The organism is Achromobacter sp. HZ34 (assembly GCF_002209485.1).
GTDB lineage: Bacteria > Pseudomonadota > Gammaproteobacteria > Burkholderiales > Burkholderiaceae_B > Bordetella_C.
On record NZ_NJIX01000006.1, the window covers coordinates 478,939 to 494,351 of the forward strand.

At 63.9% G+C, this 15,413-nt stretch carries 13 protein-coding genes; 11 read left to right on the top strand and 2 right to left on the bottom strand.

The genetic code is table 11. From position 1 onward, the window contains the following. The first annotated feature begins 84 nt into the window (after positions 1-84). Together CEY05_RS24150 and yaaA are read left to right on the top strand one after the other, a co-directional pair. Entirely contained in the window at positions 85-867 is a 783-nt protein-coding gene (locus CEY05_RS24150) for a 3-hydroxybutyrate dehydrogenase (RefSeq protein ID WP_088599790.1), read from the top strand. A gap of 127 nt (positions 868-994) precedes the next feature. Then, positions 995-1,771, top strand: a complete 777-nt coding sequence (yaaA, locus tag CEY05_RS24155; protein ID WP_088599863.1) for a peroxide stress protein YaaA — start codon at positions 995-997, stop codon at positions 1,769-1,771. Between the two features lie 61 nt (positions 1,772-1,832). Here yaaA and CEY05_RS24160 read toward each other — a convergent pair whose 3' ends face one another. Next, positions 1,833-4,061, bottom strand: a complete 2,229-nt coding sequence (locus CEY05_RS24160; RefSeq protein ID WP_088599791.1) for an FUSC family protein — start codon at positions 4,059-4,061, stop codon at positions 1,833-1,835. Positions 4,062-4,571: 510 nt separating this feature from the next. Between CEY05_RS24160 and CEY05_RS24165 the strand changes: the two genes are divergently transcribed. From CEY05_RS24165 to pssA, 5 genes are all read left to right on the top strand, one after another. Continuing rightward, the gene (locus tag CEY05_RS24165) at positions 4,572-6,281 is read left to right on the top strand and encodes an acetolactate synthase 3 catalytic subunit (RefSeq protein ID WP_088599792.1); all 1,710 of its coding nucleotides are present in this window, start codon (positions 4,572-4,574) and stop codon (positions 6,279-6,281) included. 9 nt (positions 6,282-6,290) lie between these two features. After that, positions 6,291-6,782 (top strand): acetolactate synthase small subunit, encoded by a 492-nt coding sequence (gene ilvN / locus CEY05_RS24170; protein ID WP_057655781.1) that lies wholly within the window; start codon positions 6,291-6,293, stop codon positions 6,780-6,782. Positions 6,783-6,893: 111 nt separating this feature from the next. Beyond that, complete coding sequence (gene ilvC, locus CEY05_RS24175) at positions 6,894-7,910, top strand: ketol-acid reductoisomerase (RefSeq protein ID WP_088599793.1); 1,017 nt, start codon at positions 6,894-6,896, stop codon at positions 7,908-7,910. Between the two features lie 194 nt (positions 7,911-8,104). Further along, on the top strand, positions 8,105-8,779 hold the full coding sequence (locus CEY05_RS24180; RefSeq protein WP_088599794.1) for a phosphatidylserine decarboxylase: 675 nt from the start codon (positions 8,105-8,107) through the stop codon (positions 8,777-8,779). Between the two features lie 68 nt (positions 8,780-8,847). Then, positions 8,848-9,627 (top strand): CDP-diacylglycerol--serine O-phosphatidyltransferase, encoded by a 780-nt coding sequence (gene pssA, locus CEY05_RS24185; RefSeq protein WP_088599795.1) that lies wholly within the window; start codon positions 8,848-8,850, stop codon positions 9,625-9,627. A gap of 33 nt (positions 9,628-9,660) precedes the next feature. Here the strand turns inward: pssA and CEY05_RS24190 are convergent, their stop codons facing one another. Then, the gene (locus tag CEY05_RS24190) at positions 9,661-10,161 is read right to left on the bottom strand and encodes a hypothetical protein (RefSeq protein WP_233161696.1); all 501 of its coding nucleotides are present in this window, start codon (positions 10,159-10,161) and stop codon (positions 9,661-9,663) included. Between the two features lie 376 nt (positions 10,162-10,537). Between CEY05_RS24190 and rpsO the strand changes: the two genes are divergently transcribed. The 4 genes from rpsO (at position 10,538) to CEY05_RS24210 (ending at position 15,311) form a co-directional block, all read left to right on the top strand. Continuing rightward, entirely contained in the window at positions 10,538-10,807 is a 270-nt protein-coding gene (gene rpsO / locus CEY05_RS24195) for a 30S ribosomal protein S15 (RefSeq protein WP_006223612.1), read from the top strand. 89 nt (positions 10,808-10,896) lie between these two features. Beyond that, positions 10,897-13,059 (top strand): polyribonucleotide nucleotidyltransferase, encoded by a 2,163-nt coding sequence (gene pnp, locus CEY05_RS24200; RefSeq protein WP_088599796.1) that lies wholly within the window; start codon positions 10,897-10,899, stop codon positions 13,057-13,059. Between the two features lie 325 nt (positions 13,060-13,384). After that, a complete protein-coding gene (locus CEY05_RS24205; RefSeq protein ID WP_198952894.1) occupies positions 13,385-14,053 on the top strand; it encodes a hypothetical protein in 669 nt (222 codons plus the stop codon). Positions 14,054-14,093: 40 nt separating this feature from the next. Next, complete coding sequence (locus CEY05_RS24210; protein ID WP_088599798.1) at positions 14,094-15,311, top strand: threonine ammonia-lyase; 1,218 nt, start codon at positions 14,094-14,096, stop codon at positions 15,309-15,311. Positions 15,312-15,413: the final 102 nt, after the last annotated feature.

Here is a 15,413-nt window from a genome sequence, read left to right on the forward strand (position 1 = left end):
CGCGCCTTCCCGCAAGCAGCCAGGCGCTCGGCGGGCCGGCGGTCCCTCCCTTCATCATTCCCTTACGCGGTTAGGAGAATCTTCATGCTCAAAGGAAAAGTAGCGGTCGTCACCGGATCCACCAGCGGCATCGGCCTGGGGATCGCCACGGCGCTGGCCGCGCAAGGGGCGGATGTGGTGTTGAACGGTTTCGGCGACGCCGCCGAAATCGAGAAGACGCGTGCCGGCCTGGCCCTGGCACACGGCGTCAAGGCGCTGTATGACGGCGCCGACCTGAGCCGCGGCGACGCCGTGCGCGGCCTGGTCGAGAACACCGTCAAGCAGATGGGCCGCATCGACATTATCGTCAACAACGCCGGCATCCAGCACACGTCGCTGATCGAGGACTTCCCCGCCGAGCGCTGGGACGCCATCATCGCGCTGAACCTGTCGGCCGTCTTCCACGGCACGGCTGCCGCCTTGCCCCATATGAAGAAGCAGGGCTGGGGCCGCATCATCAATATCGCCTCCGCCCACGGCCTGGTCGGTTCGGCCAACAAGTCGGCCTACGTCGCCGCCAAGCACGGCGTGGTCGGGCTGACCAAGGTGACCGCGCTGGAAACAGCGGGGCAGGGCATCACCGCCAACGCCATCTGCCCGGGCTGGGTGCGCACCGCTCTGGTGGAAAAACAGATCAGCGCCATCGCCGCGCAAAAAGGCATCAGCCAGGAAGAAGCCGCGCGCGACCTGCTGGGCGAAAAGCAGCCGTCGCTGCAGTTCGTCACGCCGGAGCAACTGGGCGGCACGGCGGTCTACCTGGCTTCGCCGGCGGCCGAGCAGGTGACCGGCACCACGATCTCGGTCGATGGCGGCTGGACCGCCCGTTGATGCGCGCGCCTGTCCGGGCAAAGCCCCGGTGGCCGCAAGACCTTGGCCTGCCAAGGTTTTGAATCCCTCCGATATCTACAATCAAACCCATCAAAGCTATCCAGGCAAGAAAAAGGAACCCGTTTCCATGCTGTATCTGTTGTCTCCCGCCAAGAAGCTGGACTATGACACCCCGGTGCAGGTCCAGGAACACACCCAGCCGCTGTTCGTCGACCAGGCCGCCGAACTGATCAAGGTGCTCAAGACCAAATCGGCCGACGATATCTCCGCGCTGATGACCTTGAGCGCGGCGCTGTCCGAGCTGAACGTGCGCCGTTACGCCGAGTGGAAGCCCAAGTTCACCCAGGCCAATTCGCGCCAGGCCATCCTCGCCTTCAATGGCGATGTCTACGAAGGCCTGCAGGCCGACACGCTGACGCCCGCCCAACTGGCCTGGGCCCAGGAACATGTAGGCATTCTCAGCGGCCTGTACGGCGTACTGCGGCCCCTGGACCTGATGCAGCCTTATCGCCTGGAAATGGGCACGCGCCTGGAAACCAAGCGCGGCAAGAGCCTGTACGAGTTCTGGGGTGCCCGCATCGCCGAGTACCTGAACGAACGCCAGGCCGGCGCCAAGAAGCCCATCATCGTCAACCTGGCTTCCGAGGAATATTTCAAGTCGGTCGACTTGAAGACCCTGCAGGCGCGCGTGGTGCAGTGCGTGTTCCAGGACTGGAAGAACGGCGCCTGGAAGATCATCAGCTTCCACGCCAAGCGCGCGCGCGGCCTGATGGCGCGCTACGCCATTACGCACAAGGCAGGCACGCCGGAGAAGCTGCAAGGCTTCGACAGCGAAGGCTATGCCTACGCGGCGGACGTGTCGACGCCGGATAAGCTGGTATTCCGGCGCCAGCTGGAAGGCTGAGCGCGCCGGCTCAGCGGGCATTCCAAGGCGGCCCGTCCGAGGCGGGGCGCCAGCCTGGCACTCATCCCAACGCCCCGCTTTCCTGCCGGATCATCTGCCCTGCCTTGACCATCAGCTTCAGTGGATAGGCCAGGGCGGCCAGGTCGCCCTGGTTGTCCAGTTGCTCCGGCAGCGGCGGCACCGGCGGGCGCGCCGGGTCGAGCATGATCACGATGTCTTGCAAGGTATCCTGGACCGACGCCGGAGGGTCTTCGGCCAGGGTCGACAGCGTCGGCACCGCGGCGGTGGTCTGCGACGCCAGGATATGGTTCTGTATCAGCAGGTTGTTCAACTCCGGCACGAACTGCTGGCGCGAGCGCGGCTCGCTGGTCATGCGGTAGAACGCCTCGGCGAAATTGCTGAAGGAAATATGCACGTTCTTGCGTGCCAGCCGCCAGTTCAGGTCGGCTTCCTCCTCGTCCGGCTGCGGCGGCACGTCGGGCTGCGGCCCCTGCACCAGCGCGGCGGTGACGGGGGCCTGGGCCGCCTTGGCCATCTGCTTGCGGCGCATCACTTCCGCATAGCGCAGCCCCGCGTTCAGGTATTCCCGGTTCGCATTGATCGCCGCGCGTGCCAGCGGCCCCATGAAGCGCGATTCCCACCAGGGGAAAGCGTAGCTGCACAGCAAGGCCACGGCGCAGCCGATCAGGGTATCCAGGGCGCGTTCCCCGATCACCGCCATCGACACCGTTCCCGGTGACACGAAGTGGAACACCAGCACCACGAACAGCGTATTGAACACCGCGCTGCCCATGTAATTGAGCAGCACCAGGCTGTTGCCCATGATGCAGGCGACCAGCAGGGCGCCGAACAAAATGGCGGGCTTGTCGGTAAGGTTCAGCAGGACGGCCGCCAGCAGGCAGCCCAGCAAGGTGCCCATCAGGCGCCAGCCGTTGCGCTGGCGGGTCAGCGCGAAGCCGGGCTTCATGACGATGACGATGGTCAGGATGATCCAGTAGTTGTGCGCCGAGAACGCTTCGGTCACCCATAGTTCGGTAAGGATCATCGCTACCGATGCGGCCAGGGTCACCCGCAGGGCGTAGCGGAAATTGGGCGAATTCAGGCGCAGGTTGCTGGTCAGCATGCCGAGGCGGAATTCCTGGCGGGTCATGAAGCGCGTCAGCGACTTGTCGATGCGCAGGGCGCTGGTGGGCAACGCGTCCGGGCTGGCCTGGGTGTGGTCGGCCAGGCGGTCGACGATGCGGCTGGCATTGCGCAGGCGGCGCTGGATCTGGATCAGCACGGCCAGGGTCTCGGGTTCGCGTTCGGCCAGGCCGGCCTGCTTGAGCAGGTCGATTTCATATTCCATGGCCCGCAGTTCGGCCTTGATGCTGGTGCGGCGGCGCACTTTGTCATTGCTGGACAAGGCCAGGGCGACGCGATTCATCTCCAGCGACATCTTGATCAGTGAGTCGTGCATGAACAGCAGCAGGTCGTTGCCGCTGAGCGCCCGCCGCAGATACGCGTAGTCGGTGTGCGTGGCGAACAGCGTGTCCATCAACTGCAGCATGTCGACGAACATATTCCACACCATGACGCGGCGGGCGTCCCCCGCCCCTTTGCCGCGCGGCAGCTGGCGCAGCACCATGTCGCGCGCGGCCTGGTGCTTTTCCGTCATGGCGGACTGGCGCTGGATCACGGTGCTGTAGCAGGTGTCCAGGTCCTCGGCCTCGTCGTAGAAGGCGGCGCGCGCCTCCATATAGTCGGCGGTGGCGAACAGGGCGACCGACATGGCCTGCTGTTCTTCGCGCAGCCAGAAGATGCGGCTGAAGGTCAGGCTGAAAGCCAGGTAGAAGAGGGCGCCGCCCAGCGTCCCGGCCGCGTGCAGCAGCACCTGGTTCGGCTGCAGGGGCGAGTGCATCGTCAGGGCCATCACCAGCAGGCCGCCGAAACCGATCAGGCCGCCGCGCTTGCCGAACACGGTCAGCATGGAATAGGCGAAGCACTGCAGCGTCACCACTACCCACAGGATGGCGGGCTGCGTCGAGGCAAACCCGGTGATGATCACCGTGAAGGTCGCCAACAGGGCACCGCCCAGCATTTCGTTGGTGCGATGGCGCTGCGGGCCGCCCGGCTGGTCGATGATGGATACGCACTGGGCGCCGAACGTGGCGACCAGGCCCAGCGTATAACGGTCGAACAGCACGCCCAGGATCAAGACCGGCAGCAGCATCCCCGTGGCTTGCCGCACCCCTCCGAAAAAATAGTGGCTGTAGAGAAATTTGCGGAGGCTGGTAAGGCGCAAATCCATAGGGTGGTGGGTCCGGACGTGATGTTGCGACAAGTATAGAGAGAGTAACGGGCGCTTTGGCGGGTTATGTCCCCGCAATTTCCAGTGAATTGTGTGGCATTTTTACTGCTGGGGCGGCGTTTTTACGCTCCGGGGGCCTATTGATTTGCCAGGGCGAGGGCAAACACGGTAAAGTCCTTCGCTCGCACCGGTCCGTCATCTGTGTCCGGTGTTGAATGGTCAGCAAGACCGCCGGTCCACCGACCGGCAGCAAGCGCCAGTAGTACCCTGCCATTGGCCGCGCCAAAAGCGTGCAGTCAAGGCTTCCATTTCGATCTCCGGCGCCCATGTGGGCGCATGCACTGCGTTTTAGATGGACGCGTGCCGGATCGGTAGGGCGTTCGGGTGGCGCGGTTCCGTGAACCGCAAAGCGCCGATCGTGTTACCGCAGCCGGTATCGGGTTCCGCCGCCGCCGTATCCGGGCGAGGCACTCCAGAACGTTGGGCCGGAAACAGGGAAAGGAACACAATATGGAACTCAATGGCGCCGACATCGTCGTGCGTTGCCTTGCGGATGAGGGCGTGGAACACGTCTTCGGATACCCGGGCGGCGCGGTGCTCTACATCTACGACGCAATCTTCAAGCAGGACAAGTTCCAGCACATCCTCGTTCGCCACGAACAGGCTGCCGTGCATGCGGCCGATGCCTATTCGCGTTCGTCGAACAAGACGGGTGTCTGTATCGTCACCAGCGGCCCCGGCGTGACCAATGCGGTCACCGGCATCGCCACCGCCTACATGGACTCCATTCCGATGGTGATCATCAGCGGCCAGGTGCCCACCGCGGCCATCGGCGAAGACGCCTTCCAGGAATGCGATACCGTGGGCATCACGCGCCCCTGCGTGAAGCACAATTTCCTGGTACGTGACGTCAAGGACCTGGCCGATACGCTGCGCCGCGCTTTCTACATCGCGCGCACCGGCCGTCCCGGCCCCGTGCTGGTCGACATCCCCAAGGACATCACCCTGGCGCCGGGCAAGTACACCCCGCCCAAGGGCGAAATCACCATGCGTTCCTACGCGCCGGTGACCAAGGGCCACCAGGGCCAGATCAAGAAAGCCGTGCAGATGCTGCTGGCGGCCGAACGGCCCATGATCTACACGGGCGGCGGCGTCATCCTGTCGGACGCCGCGCCCGAGTTGGCCGAACTGGTCGACTACATGGGCGCGCCGTGCACCAATACGCTGATGGGCCTGGGCGGCTTGCCGGCCAGCCACCCCAGCTTCCTGGGCATGCCCGGCATGCACGGCACGTACGAAGCCAATATGGCGATGCAGCATTGCGACGTGCTGCTGGCCATCGGTGCCCGCTTCGACGACCGCGTCATCGGCAATCCCAAGCATTTCGCGCAAAACCCGCGCAAGATCATCCACGTGGACATCGACCCCTCGTCGATCTCCAAGCGGGTGCGGGTGGACGTGCCCATCGTCGGCAACGTCAAGGACGTGCTGGTGGACATGCTGGCGCAGTTCCGCGCCGCCGACACCAAGCCGCCGGCGCTGGCCAAGTGGTGGCAGCAGGTCAATACCTGGCGCGGCAAGGAATGCCTGAAGTACACCAACTCGGATGAGGTCATCAAGCCTCAGTTCGTGGTGGAAAAGCTGTGGGAAGTGACCGGCGGCAATGCCTTCGTCACGTCGGACGTGGGCCAGCACCAGATGTGGGCGGCCCAGTACTACCGCTTCGGTTCGCCGCGCCGCTGGATCAATTCCGGCGGCCTGGGCACCATGGGTGTGGGGCTGCCCTACGCCATGGGCGTGCAGATGGCCAATCCGGGAGAAGACATCGCCGTCATCACCGGCGAGGCGTCCATCCAGATGAACATCCAGGAATTGTCGACCTGCCAGCAATATCATCTGACGCCCAAGATCGTGTGCCTGAACAACCGGTTCCTGGGCATGGTTCGGCAGTGGCAGCAGATCGACTACGGCTCGCGCTACTCCGAGTCCTATATGGATTCCCTGCCTGACTTCGTCAAGGTGGCGGAAGCCTACGGCCACGTCGGCCTGCGCATCGAGCGCCCGGCGGACGTCGAGCCGGCGCTGCGCGAGGCTTTCAACAAGCACAAGAAGCGGTTGGTGTTCCTGGACTTCATCACCGACCGGACCGAGAACGTGTGGCCGATGGTCAAGGCCGGCCGCGGCCTGACCGAGATGCTGCTCGGCTCGGAAGATCTGTAAGAGGGCGCCATGAAACACGTTATCTCCATCCTGCTCGAAAACGAGCCCGGCGCCTTGTCCCGCGTGGTCGGCCTGTTTTCGGCACGCGGCTACAACATCGAAACCTTGACCGTGGCGCCCACCGAGGACGACACGCTGTCCCGCATGACCATCGTCACCACCGGTTCGGACGAAGTGATCGAACAGATCACCAAGCACCTGAACCGCCTGGTGGATGTGGTGAAGGTGGTGGACCTGACCGAAGGGGCGCACATCGAACGCGAGCTCATGCTCGTCAAGGTGCGCGCGGTCGGCAAGGAACGCGAGGAAATGAAGCGCATGGCCGACATTTTCCGCGGCCGCATCATCGACGTCACCGACAAGTCCTACACCATCGAACTGACCGGTGTACAGGAAAAGATCTCCGCCTTCATCGAGGCGCTGGATCGCAGCGCGATTCTGGAAACCGTCCGCACTGGGGTTTCGGGAATCGGACGCGGTGAACGAGTACTGAAGCTGTAGCACGGCGGGCAACCAGCCGGCCGCGCCTTGCCAGACGCCTCTGGCCGCGGTGAAAGCCCAATTTGTATTTTCGATTTGAACCAGATTCCTAGATAAATATCGGAGCACCCCATGAAAGTTTTCTACGACAAAGATGCTGATCTCTCCCTGATCAAGGGCCGTACGGTCGCCATCATCGGCTACGGCTCGCAAGGCCACGCCCACGCCCAGAACCTGAACGACTCCGGCGTGAAGGTCGTGGTCGGCCTGCGCAAGGATGGCGCTTCGTGGAGCAAGGCCGAGAAGGCCGGCCTGAAAGTCCAGGAAGTGGCCGAAGCCGTCAAGAACGCCGACGTGGTCATGATGCTGTTGCCCGACGAGAACATCGCCAAGGTCTACCGCGACGACGTGCACGCCAACATCAAGGCCGGCGCCGCGCTGGCTTTCGCGCACGGCTTCAACGTGCACTACGGCCAAGTGGTGCCGCGTGAAGACATCGACGTCATCATGATCGCCCCCAAGGCCCCGGGCCACACCGTGCGTTCGACGTACGCCCAAGGCGGCGGCGTGCCCCACCTGGTGGCCGTGTACCAGGACAAGTCCGGCGCCGCCCGTGACGTGGCCCTGTCGTACGCCAGCGCCAACGGCGGCGGCCGTGCCGGCATCATCGAAACCAACTTCCGCGAAGAAACCGAAACCGATCTGTTCGGCGAACAGGCCGTGCTGTGCGGTGGTACCGTCGAGCTGATCAAGGCCGGTTTCGACACGCTGGTGGAAGGCGGCTACGCGCCCGAAATGGCTTATTTCGAATGCCTGCACGAACTGAAGCTGATCGTCGACCTGATCTATGAAGGCGGTATCGCCAACATGAACTACTCGATCTCGAACAACGCTGAGTTCGGCGAATACGAGACCGGCCCCAAGATCGTCACCGACGAAACCCGCAAGGCCATGCGCCAGGCCCTGACCGACATCCAGACCGGCGAATACGCCAAGCGCTTCATCCTGGAAAACACGGCCGGTGCCCCGACCCTGACCTCGCGCCGCCGCATCAACGCGGAGTCGCAGATCGAAGTGGTCGGCGCCAAGCTGCGCGCCATGATGCCCTGGATCGCCGCCAACAAGCTGGTGGACAAGTCCAAGAACTAATGGGCATCCGGGGAAGGGTACAATCCTTGCCCCGCCACCTGGGCCGCGGCACGACCGCGGCCCGGGAACAGAATTTGCATCCGGCGGCATGCTCAGGCATGCCGCTTTTTTTGCCCTGTCAGGGCTCAATCCGTCTCGTCTTGCCACAGCCGTCGGAGGCCAAACGGGGCCATATCGGTTAACCTTCGCCTACGATGAATAAACCCCCTTATCCCCATCCCATCATTGCCCGCGAGGGCTGGCCTTTCCTGGCCGGTGCCATCGTGATTGCCCTGCTGGTGACTTTCTGGTCGCCGGGCGTGTCGGTGATCTTCTGGATCCTGGCGCTATTCGTACTGCAATTTTTCCGCGATCCGCCCCGCATGGCGCCGGATTCGGCCACCGCGGTGCTGTCTCCCGCCGATGGCCGCATCGTCGCGGTGGAAACCGTGCGCGATCCCTATGCCGACCGTGACGCGCTGAAGATCAGCGTGTTCATGAACGTGTTCAACGTCCACTCCAACCGCTCGCCGGTGGATGGCGAAGTGCTGGATGTGCAATATTTCCCTGGCAAATTCGTCAATGCCGCCCTGGCCAAGGCTTCGCTGGAAAACGAGCGCAACGCCATGGTGCTGCGCACGCCCGCCGGCCATACGGTCACGGCGGTGCAGGTAGCCGGCCTGGTGGCCAAGCGTATCCTCTGTTATGCGCGCAAGACCGACAAGCTGACGCGCGGCCAGCGCTACGGTTTCATCCGCTTCGGTTCGCGGGTGGACGTTTACCTGCCGCCTGCCGCGCGTCCGCGCGTGGCGCTGGGTGACAAGGTCAGCGCCACCAGTTCAGTGCTGGCCGATTTGCCGGCCGCGGTCAGCGAATCGTCCGTGGGTTGAGGCGCCGACGCGCCCCCGCCTTCGTTCCGACGCCACCGATGTCATCCCTGCCACTTTAGACGCCCGCCATGCCCAAACTTTCGATGCGCGACGCCGAGAACCGCCACCGCAGCATCTACCTGCTGCCCAACGCGTTTACCACGGCTGCCCTGTTTGCCGGCTTCTATGCCGTGGTGCAGGCCATGAACAACCAGTTCGAGGCCGCGGCCATCGCGATTTTCGCGGCCATGGTCCTGGATGGCATGGATGGCCGTGTGGCGCGCCTGACCAATACCCAGTCCGCCTTCGGCGAGCAGTACGACTCGCTGTCGGACATGACCTCCTTCGGCGTCGCGCCGGCGCTGGTCATGTACGAATGGATGCTCAACGAGCTGGGGCGCTGGGGCTGGCTGGCCGCCTTCGTCTACGTGGCGGGCGCGGCACTGCGCCTGGCACGCTTCAATGCCAATATCGGCGTGGTCGACAAGCGTTTCTTCCAGGGGCTGCCCAGCCCTTCGGCGGCGGCGCTGGTGGCCGGTTTCGTGTGGCTGGCGGTGGATAACAAGCTGCCCATCCATGATTCCTTCATGGCCTGGACGGCGTTCGTCGTCACCATGTATGCCGGCATCGCCATGGTCACCAACGTACCGTTCTATAGCGGCAAGAGCTTCGCCCTGGGCCGCAGCGTGCCGTTCTGGATGATCCTGCTGGTGGTGGCCGCCTTCGTTTTCGTCTCCAGCGATCCCCCGGTCGTGCTGTTCGGCCTGTTCGTGGTCTATGGCGTGTCGGGCTGGTTCCTGCTGGCCTGGCGCTGGAGCCGTGCCCGTCGGCTGCAGCGTAGCCGCCTGCGCAACGGCGGGCCGCAGTGATGTGAATCCGAGCCCGGCCAAAGCCGGGCTTTTTTACATCCATCCCATGCCGAAACGATCGTCCTCGTACATCGGATCCGGCCCGGGATGGTGGCGCGTGACGCGGTCGCCGTCGCGCCCCATGTAGACGTACATCAGCGAATTCCACACGTCGTTTTCCCGATACCGGTAAGACCAGACCACCTGCCGCACGCTGGGCAGGCCGACCTGGTCGATGATGGCCGGCGGGCCGAATTCACAGCGCACTTTTTCCGCCGGCCAGTCGCCGTCGTCGAGCAGCTTGAAGTGCTCGTCCGTCAGCAGCCGCTCCACCCGGTCGATGCGGCCGTCGGCGCCGACGTTGGCGCCCCACGCATATTGGCCCAGCGGCTGTTGGCTCCAGATCACCCGCCGGCCGCCACCGTCCGGCCCTGGCCCCGGCCCCGGCCCCGGCCTTACACAAGTGAAATTGGGGCGGCCGTAGTCGGCTTCCACCTGGGCCAGCGGTGCGCCCGGCGGTACTTTAGCCGCCATGTCGGCGCAACCCGCCAGCATGGCCAGGGTGGTCAAGGCCAGCGGCAGCGCCAGCCGCTGGGCAAGGGCTTTGGGGCGCGACCGGCCAGGCCGCGTGGCACGAGCCGGGTTCGAGAATCGGCGCGAATCAATGGGGGACAGGGTTCCTGATGAATCGGGCATGGAAGTCTCCGGGCGCCGCCTGAACGCCTGATGAAAGAATGCAGGGGACAAATCCCGGCTTTCAGCTATAATCCTTCGGTTCTCCGGCATAGACGTCCGGAAAACGTGTATTCCAAGGCATACAGTATCTATTTGGCAAGACGCATCGACAATCGATGCCTGGCTCGTAGTAGAAATCATTTTTAACCCACGTCCGGGCGCCTCGGCCCTGACGCATGTTCGAAGAGGTCATTACATGTCCGTCGCTGACATCAAGAAGTCCGATATCGTCGCGCAATTCCAGCGCGCTCAGGGCGATACCGGCTCCCCCGAAGTTCAGGTGGCTCTGCTCACCGCCCGCATCAATGAGTTGACTGGTCACTTCAAGGAACACATGAAGGATCACCACTCGCGCCGCGGTCTGCTGCGCATGGTCAGCCGCCGTCGCAAACTGCTCGACTACCTCAAAGGCCGTAATCCCGATTCTTATCGCGCTCTGATCGAAAAACTCGGTCTGCGCAAGTGATCGACGGGGTCGGTTCCCCATGACGCAACCGTGGCCGGTGCGACTCTGTCGCAGCGGCCACGGTTTTTCATTTGTAAGGAATAATCGTCATGTTCAATAAAGTGACTAAAACGTTCCAGTACGGCCAGCACACGGTCGTTATGGAAACCGGCGAAATCGCCCGCCAGGCCTCTGGTGCCGTTGTCGTGTCGATCGATGACACCGTCGTGCTCGCCACGGTCGTGGCCGCGAAGAAAGCCAAGGCCGGCCAGGACTTCTTTCCGCTGACCGTCGATTACATCGAGAAGACCTATGCTGCCGGCCGCATCCCCGGCGGGTTCTTCAAGCGCGAAGGCAAGCCGTCGGAAAAAGAGACGCTGACGTCGCGCCTGATCGACCGTCCGCTGCGCCCGCTGTTCCCGGAAGGCTTCTACAACGATGTGCAGGTTGTGATCCACACGGTTTCGGTCAACCCCGAGATCGACCCTGACATCCCCGCCATGATCGGCGCTTCCGCCGCCCTGGCCATCTCCGGCATCCCCTTCAACGGCCCCATCGGCGCCGCTCGCGTTGGCTACATCAATGGCCAGTACGTGCTGAACCCGACTGCCGCGCAGACCAAGACGTCGAACCTGAACCTGGTCGTCGCCGGTACCGAGACCGCCGTGCTGATGGTGGAATCGGAAGCCGACCAGCTGTCGGAAGAAGTGATGCTGGGTGGTGTGGTCTACGGCCACGAACAACTGCAAGCCGCCATCAACGCCATCCACGAACTGGTGCGCGATGCTGGCAAGCCCGACTGGGATTGGGCGCCTGCGCCCAAGAACGACGCGCTGATCGCCGCTGTTGGCGCCGCTGGCCAGGACGGCCTGGTTGCCGCCTACCAAGTCCGCGAAAAGCAGGCTCGTACCACCAAGCTGCGTGAAGTCTACGCCGATGTGCGTACCCGCCTGGCCGCGCAGGCTGCCGAAACCGGCACCGGCGAGCCCGACGGCGTCACCGTCGACAATATCCTGTTCGATATGGAATCGCGCATCGTGCGCAGCCAGATCCTGAACGGCGAACCGCGTATCGACGGCCGCGACACCCGCACCGTGCGTCCGATCAGCGTGCGCCTGGGCGTGCTGCCGCGCGCACACGGCAGCGCCCTGTTCACCCGCGGCGAAACGCAAGCCCTGGTGGTTGCCACGCTGGGCACCAAGCAGGACGAGCAGATCATCGACGCGCTGATGGGCGAGTACCGTGACCGCTTCATGATGCACTACAACATGCCTCCGTTCGCCACCGGCGAAACCGGTCGCATCGGCGTGCCCAAGCGTCGCGAAATCGGCCACGGCCGCCTGGCCAAGCGCGCCCTGGTGCCGCTGCTGCCCGCGCCCGAAGATTTCCAATACACCATCCGTATCGTCTCGGAAATCACCGAATCCAACGGCTCGTCGTCGATGGCATCGGTGTGCGGCGGTTCGCTGGCCATGATGGACGCCGGCGTGCCCGTCAAGGATCACGTGGCCGGTGTGGCCATGGGCCTGATCCTGGACAACGGCAAGTTTGCCGTGCTGACGGACATCCTGGGTGACGAAGATCACCTGGGCGACATGGACTTCAAGGTTGCCGGTACCGAGAAGGGCGTGACCGCGCTGCAGATGGACATCAAGATCCAGGGCATCACCAAGGAAATCATGCAGGTCGCGCTGGCGCAAGCCCGTGAAGGCCGCCTGCACATCTTGGACGAGATGAAGAAATCCCTGGGCGAGTCGCGTGGCGAGCTGTCGGCTTTCGCGCCGCGCATGCTGACCATCAAGATCAACCCCGAGAAGATCCGTGACGTGATCGGCAAGGGCGGCGCCACCATCCGCGCGCTGACCGAAGAAACCGGCACCCAGATCGACATCTCCGACGACGGCACCATCGTGATCGCCAGCGTGGATGAAAATCAGGCCAAGGAAGCGCAACGCCGTATCGTCGAGCTGACCGCCGACGTCGAAGTGGGCCAGATCTACGACGGCTCCGTCCTGCGTCTGCTGGACTTCGGCGCCATCGTGCAAGTGCTGCCGGGCCGCGACGGCCTGCTGCACATCTCGGAGATCGCCAACTACCGCATCGCCAACATCAACGACGTGTTGAAGGTGGGCCAGGCAGTGCGCGTGAAGGTCATCGAAGCTGACGACAAGGGCCGTCTGCGCCTGTCCGTCAAGGCTATCGGCGGCATCGAGCAGCAGCAAAACCAGACGGCCGCGGAAACGCCGGCCGCCACGGAAACCCCGGCGGGCTAAGCCGCAAGGGTGACAGTGCAGGTGTCCCGCTGCCTTTGGTGGCGGGATGCCTGAAAGAACGGCGCCTGCGGGCGCCGTTCTGCTTTTCGACTGCCCTGGCCGCTTTTTGGGGTAAAGTTTTGTCGGCATTGGATGGCAAGAGGGGGGCCGATAATGGATGTATGCATGGCTGAGCGTGGGCAAGACATTGCGCAGGGCTGATGGCGCGCTGGCCCGCGTCGGTCCTGGCTCGAGGGCTGGAATGGGGCCTGGGCTGGGCCGTGGGCTGAAGCGCGCTGCCTACGGCGCCGTGGCGTTTTCACTGTCCTTGACCCTGGCCGCTTGCATGAATCCCCAGGCCACCTCCAGCGATGGCCGCGGGCCGCGCAGCGAAAGCATGTCCGCCGACCAGTTCGGCCAGACGGATTTCAATCGCACCGTCACGCTGGAGATGCGTGACAACCTCAACAGCCTTTATTCGCTGGCCGACAAGCTGTACCGCCGCAATCCGCGTGAATGGCGCAAAGCGGGCATGGCGGACCAGGCGGCCGCCATTACGCATTTGCGCCAGTTGATCGACACCCGCAGACCGCCCGGCGGCTTGAGCGGCCTGCGCGACATCCAGGTGCTGGCCGTGTCGCTGGATCCCAATTACCAGGGCGACCGGGTGGCCGCGTTCATCTTTGGCCTGGCCGACACCATCATTGCAGCGCACAACGGCAAGACGCGTTTCTACGTGGCCGACATCCTCGACGGCCAGCGCGTTTATAACGCGGCGCGCAACGTCGAGGCCGCCGCCTGGCTGCTGGCCAGCCGGCGCGATAGCGCCGGCAATCCCTTGCTGCTGGCCAATGAAATCAGCGGCACCGCCGTGAATCTGAGTTTCGAGCGGGAATTCGGTGCCATCATCGGACGTCTGGACCTGATCGCCAACCTGTTGGGCGAAAACAGCCGCCGCATCGGGATCAATTATGCTCAGGGCTTGATGTTCTTTAATTTCCTGCCGGTGCGGTAGCCGTCCGGGCAGGCCGTCGTTTCTTCGTCAGGACGCCATCGTGATCGATCTTTCCGATATCCAGGCCGCGCGGCAAAACCTCCAGGGGCAGGTGCTGAACACGCCCTTCACCCATTCGCGCACGCTGTCCGACATGCTGGGCGCGGAAATCTGGCTGAAATTCGAGAATCTGCAGTTCACCGCGTCTTTCAAGGAGCGCGGCGCGTTCAATCGCATGCGCCTGCTGACCGACGACGAGCGTGCTTGTGGCGTGATCGCCGTGTCGGCAGGCAACCATGCCCAAGGCGTGGCCTATCACGCCCAGCGCATGGGCGTGCCGGCGGTGATCGTGATGCCGCGCTTCACGCCGACCGTGAAGGTGGCCAATACTCGCCGCTACGGCGCCGAGGTGGTGCTGGCGGGCGATACCTTCGACGATGCGCAAGCGCATGGCTATGAGCTGGCGGCCAAGCGCGGCCTGGTGATGATCCATCCGTATGACGACGCGGCGGTGATCGCCGGGCAGGGCACGGTCGCCTTGGAAATGCTGGAAGTGCGCCCGGACCTGGATATGCTGGTCGTGCCGATCGGCGGGGGCGGGCTGATCGGTGGCATCGCCACGGCGGCCAAGGCCTTGCAGCCGAACCTGCAGGTGATCGGCGTGCAGACCGAGCGCTTTCCCTCCATGTATGCGACGCTGGCCGGCAAGGAATTGCCGCATGGACCGTACACCATCGCCGAGGGGATCGCCGTGAAGTCGCCGGGGCGCATCACCCGCGAGATCGTCGCGCGCCTGGTCGACGATATCCAGCTGGTGAGCGAGGCCGATATCGAGCACGCCATCGTGGTGCTGCTGGAAATCGAAAAGACCGTGGTGGAAGGCGCGGGCGCGGCTGGCCTGGCCGCTTTGCTGCACGCGCATGGCAAAGGCGATACGCGTTTCATGGACAAGCGCATTGGCCTGGTGTTGACGGGGGGCAATATCGATCCCTTGATGCTGGGCGAGCTGATCGAACGCGGCATGGTGCGCGCGGGCCGCCTGGCCCGCATCCGCGTCGACATGCGCGACCTCCCGGGCGCGCTGGCGCAGGCCACCTCGCTTATCGCCGATGCGCAAGCCAACATCACCGAGGTGCATCACCAGCGCGCCTTCACGTCCTTGCCGGTGCGCAATGTGGAGGTCGATTTCGTGCTGCAGACGCGCGGGCCCGAACATATCACCGAGGTCATCGACCGATTGAATGCGGCCGGCTTCGCGGCCAGCAATCATGATCATTGATGTCTCTGGCCGCGATGATGCAGGGACGGTCGCCACGTTGCTGACTGCCTGGGAGTTCATGAGATGACGGATCGGGACTGAATACATCGAGGGAACCGGTCT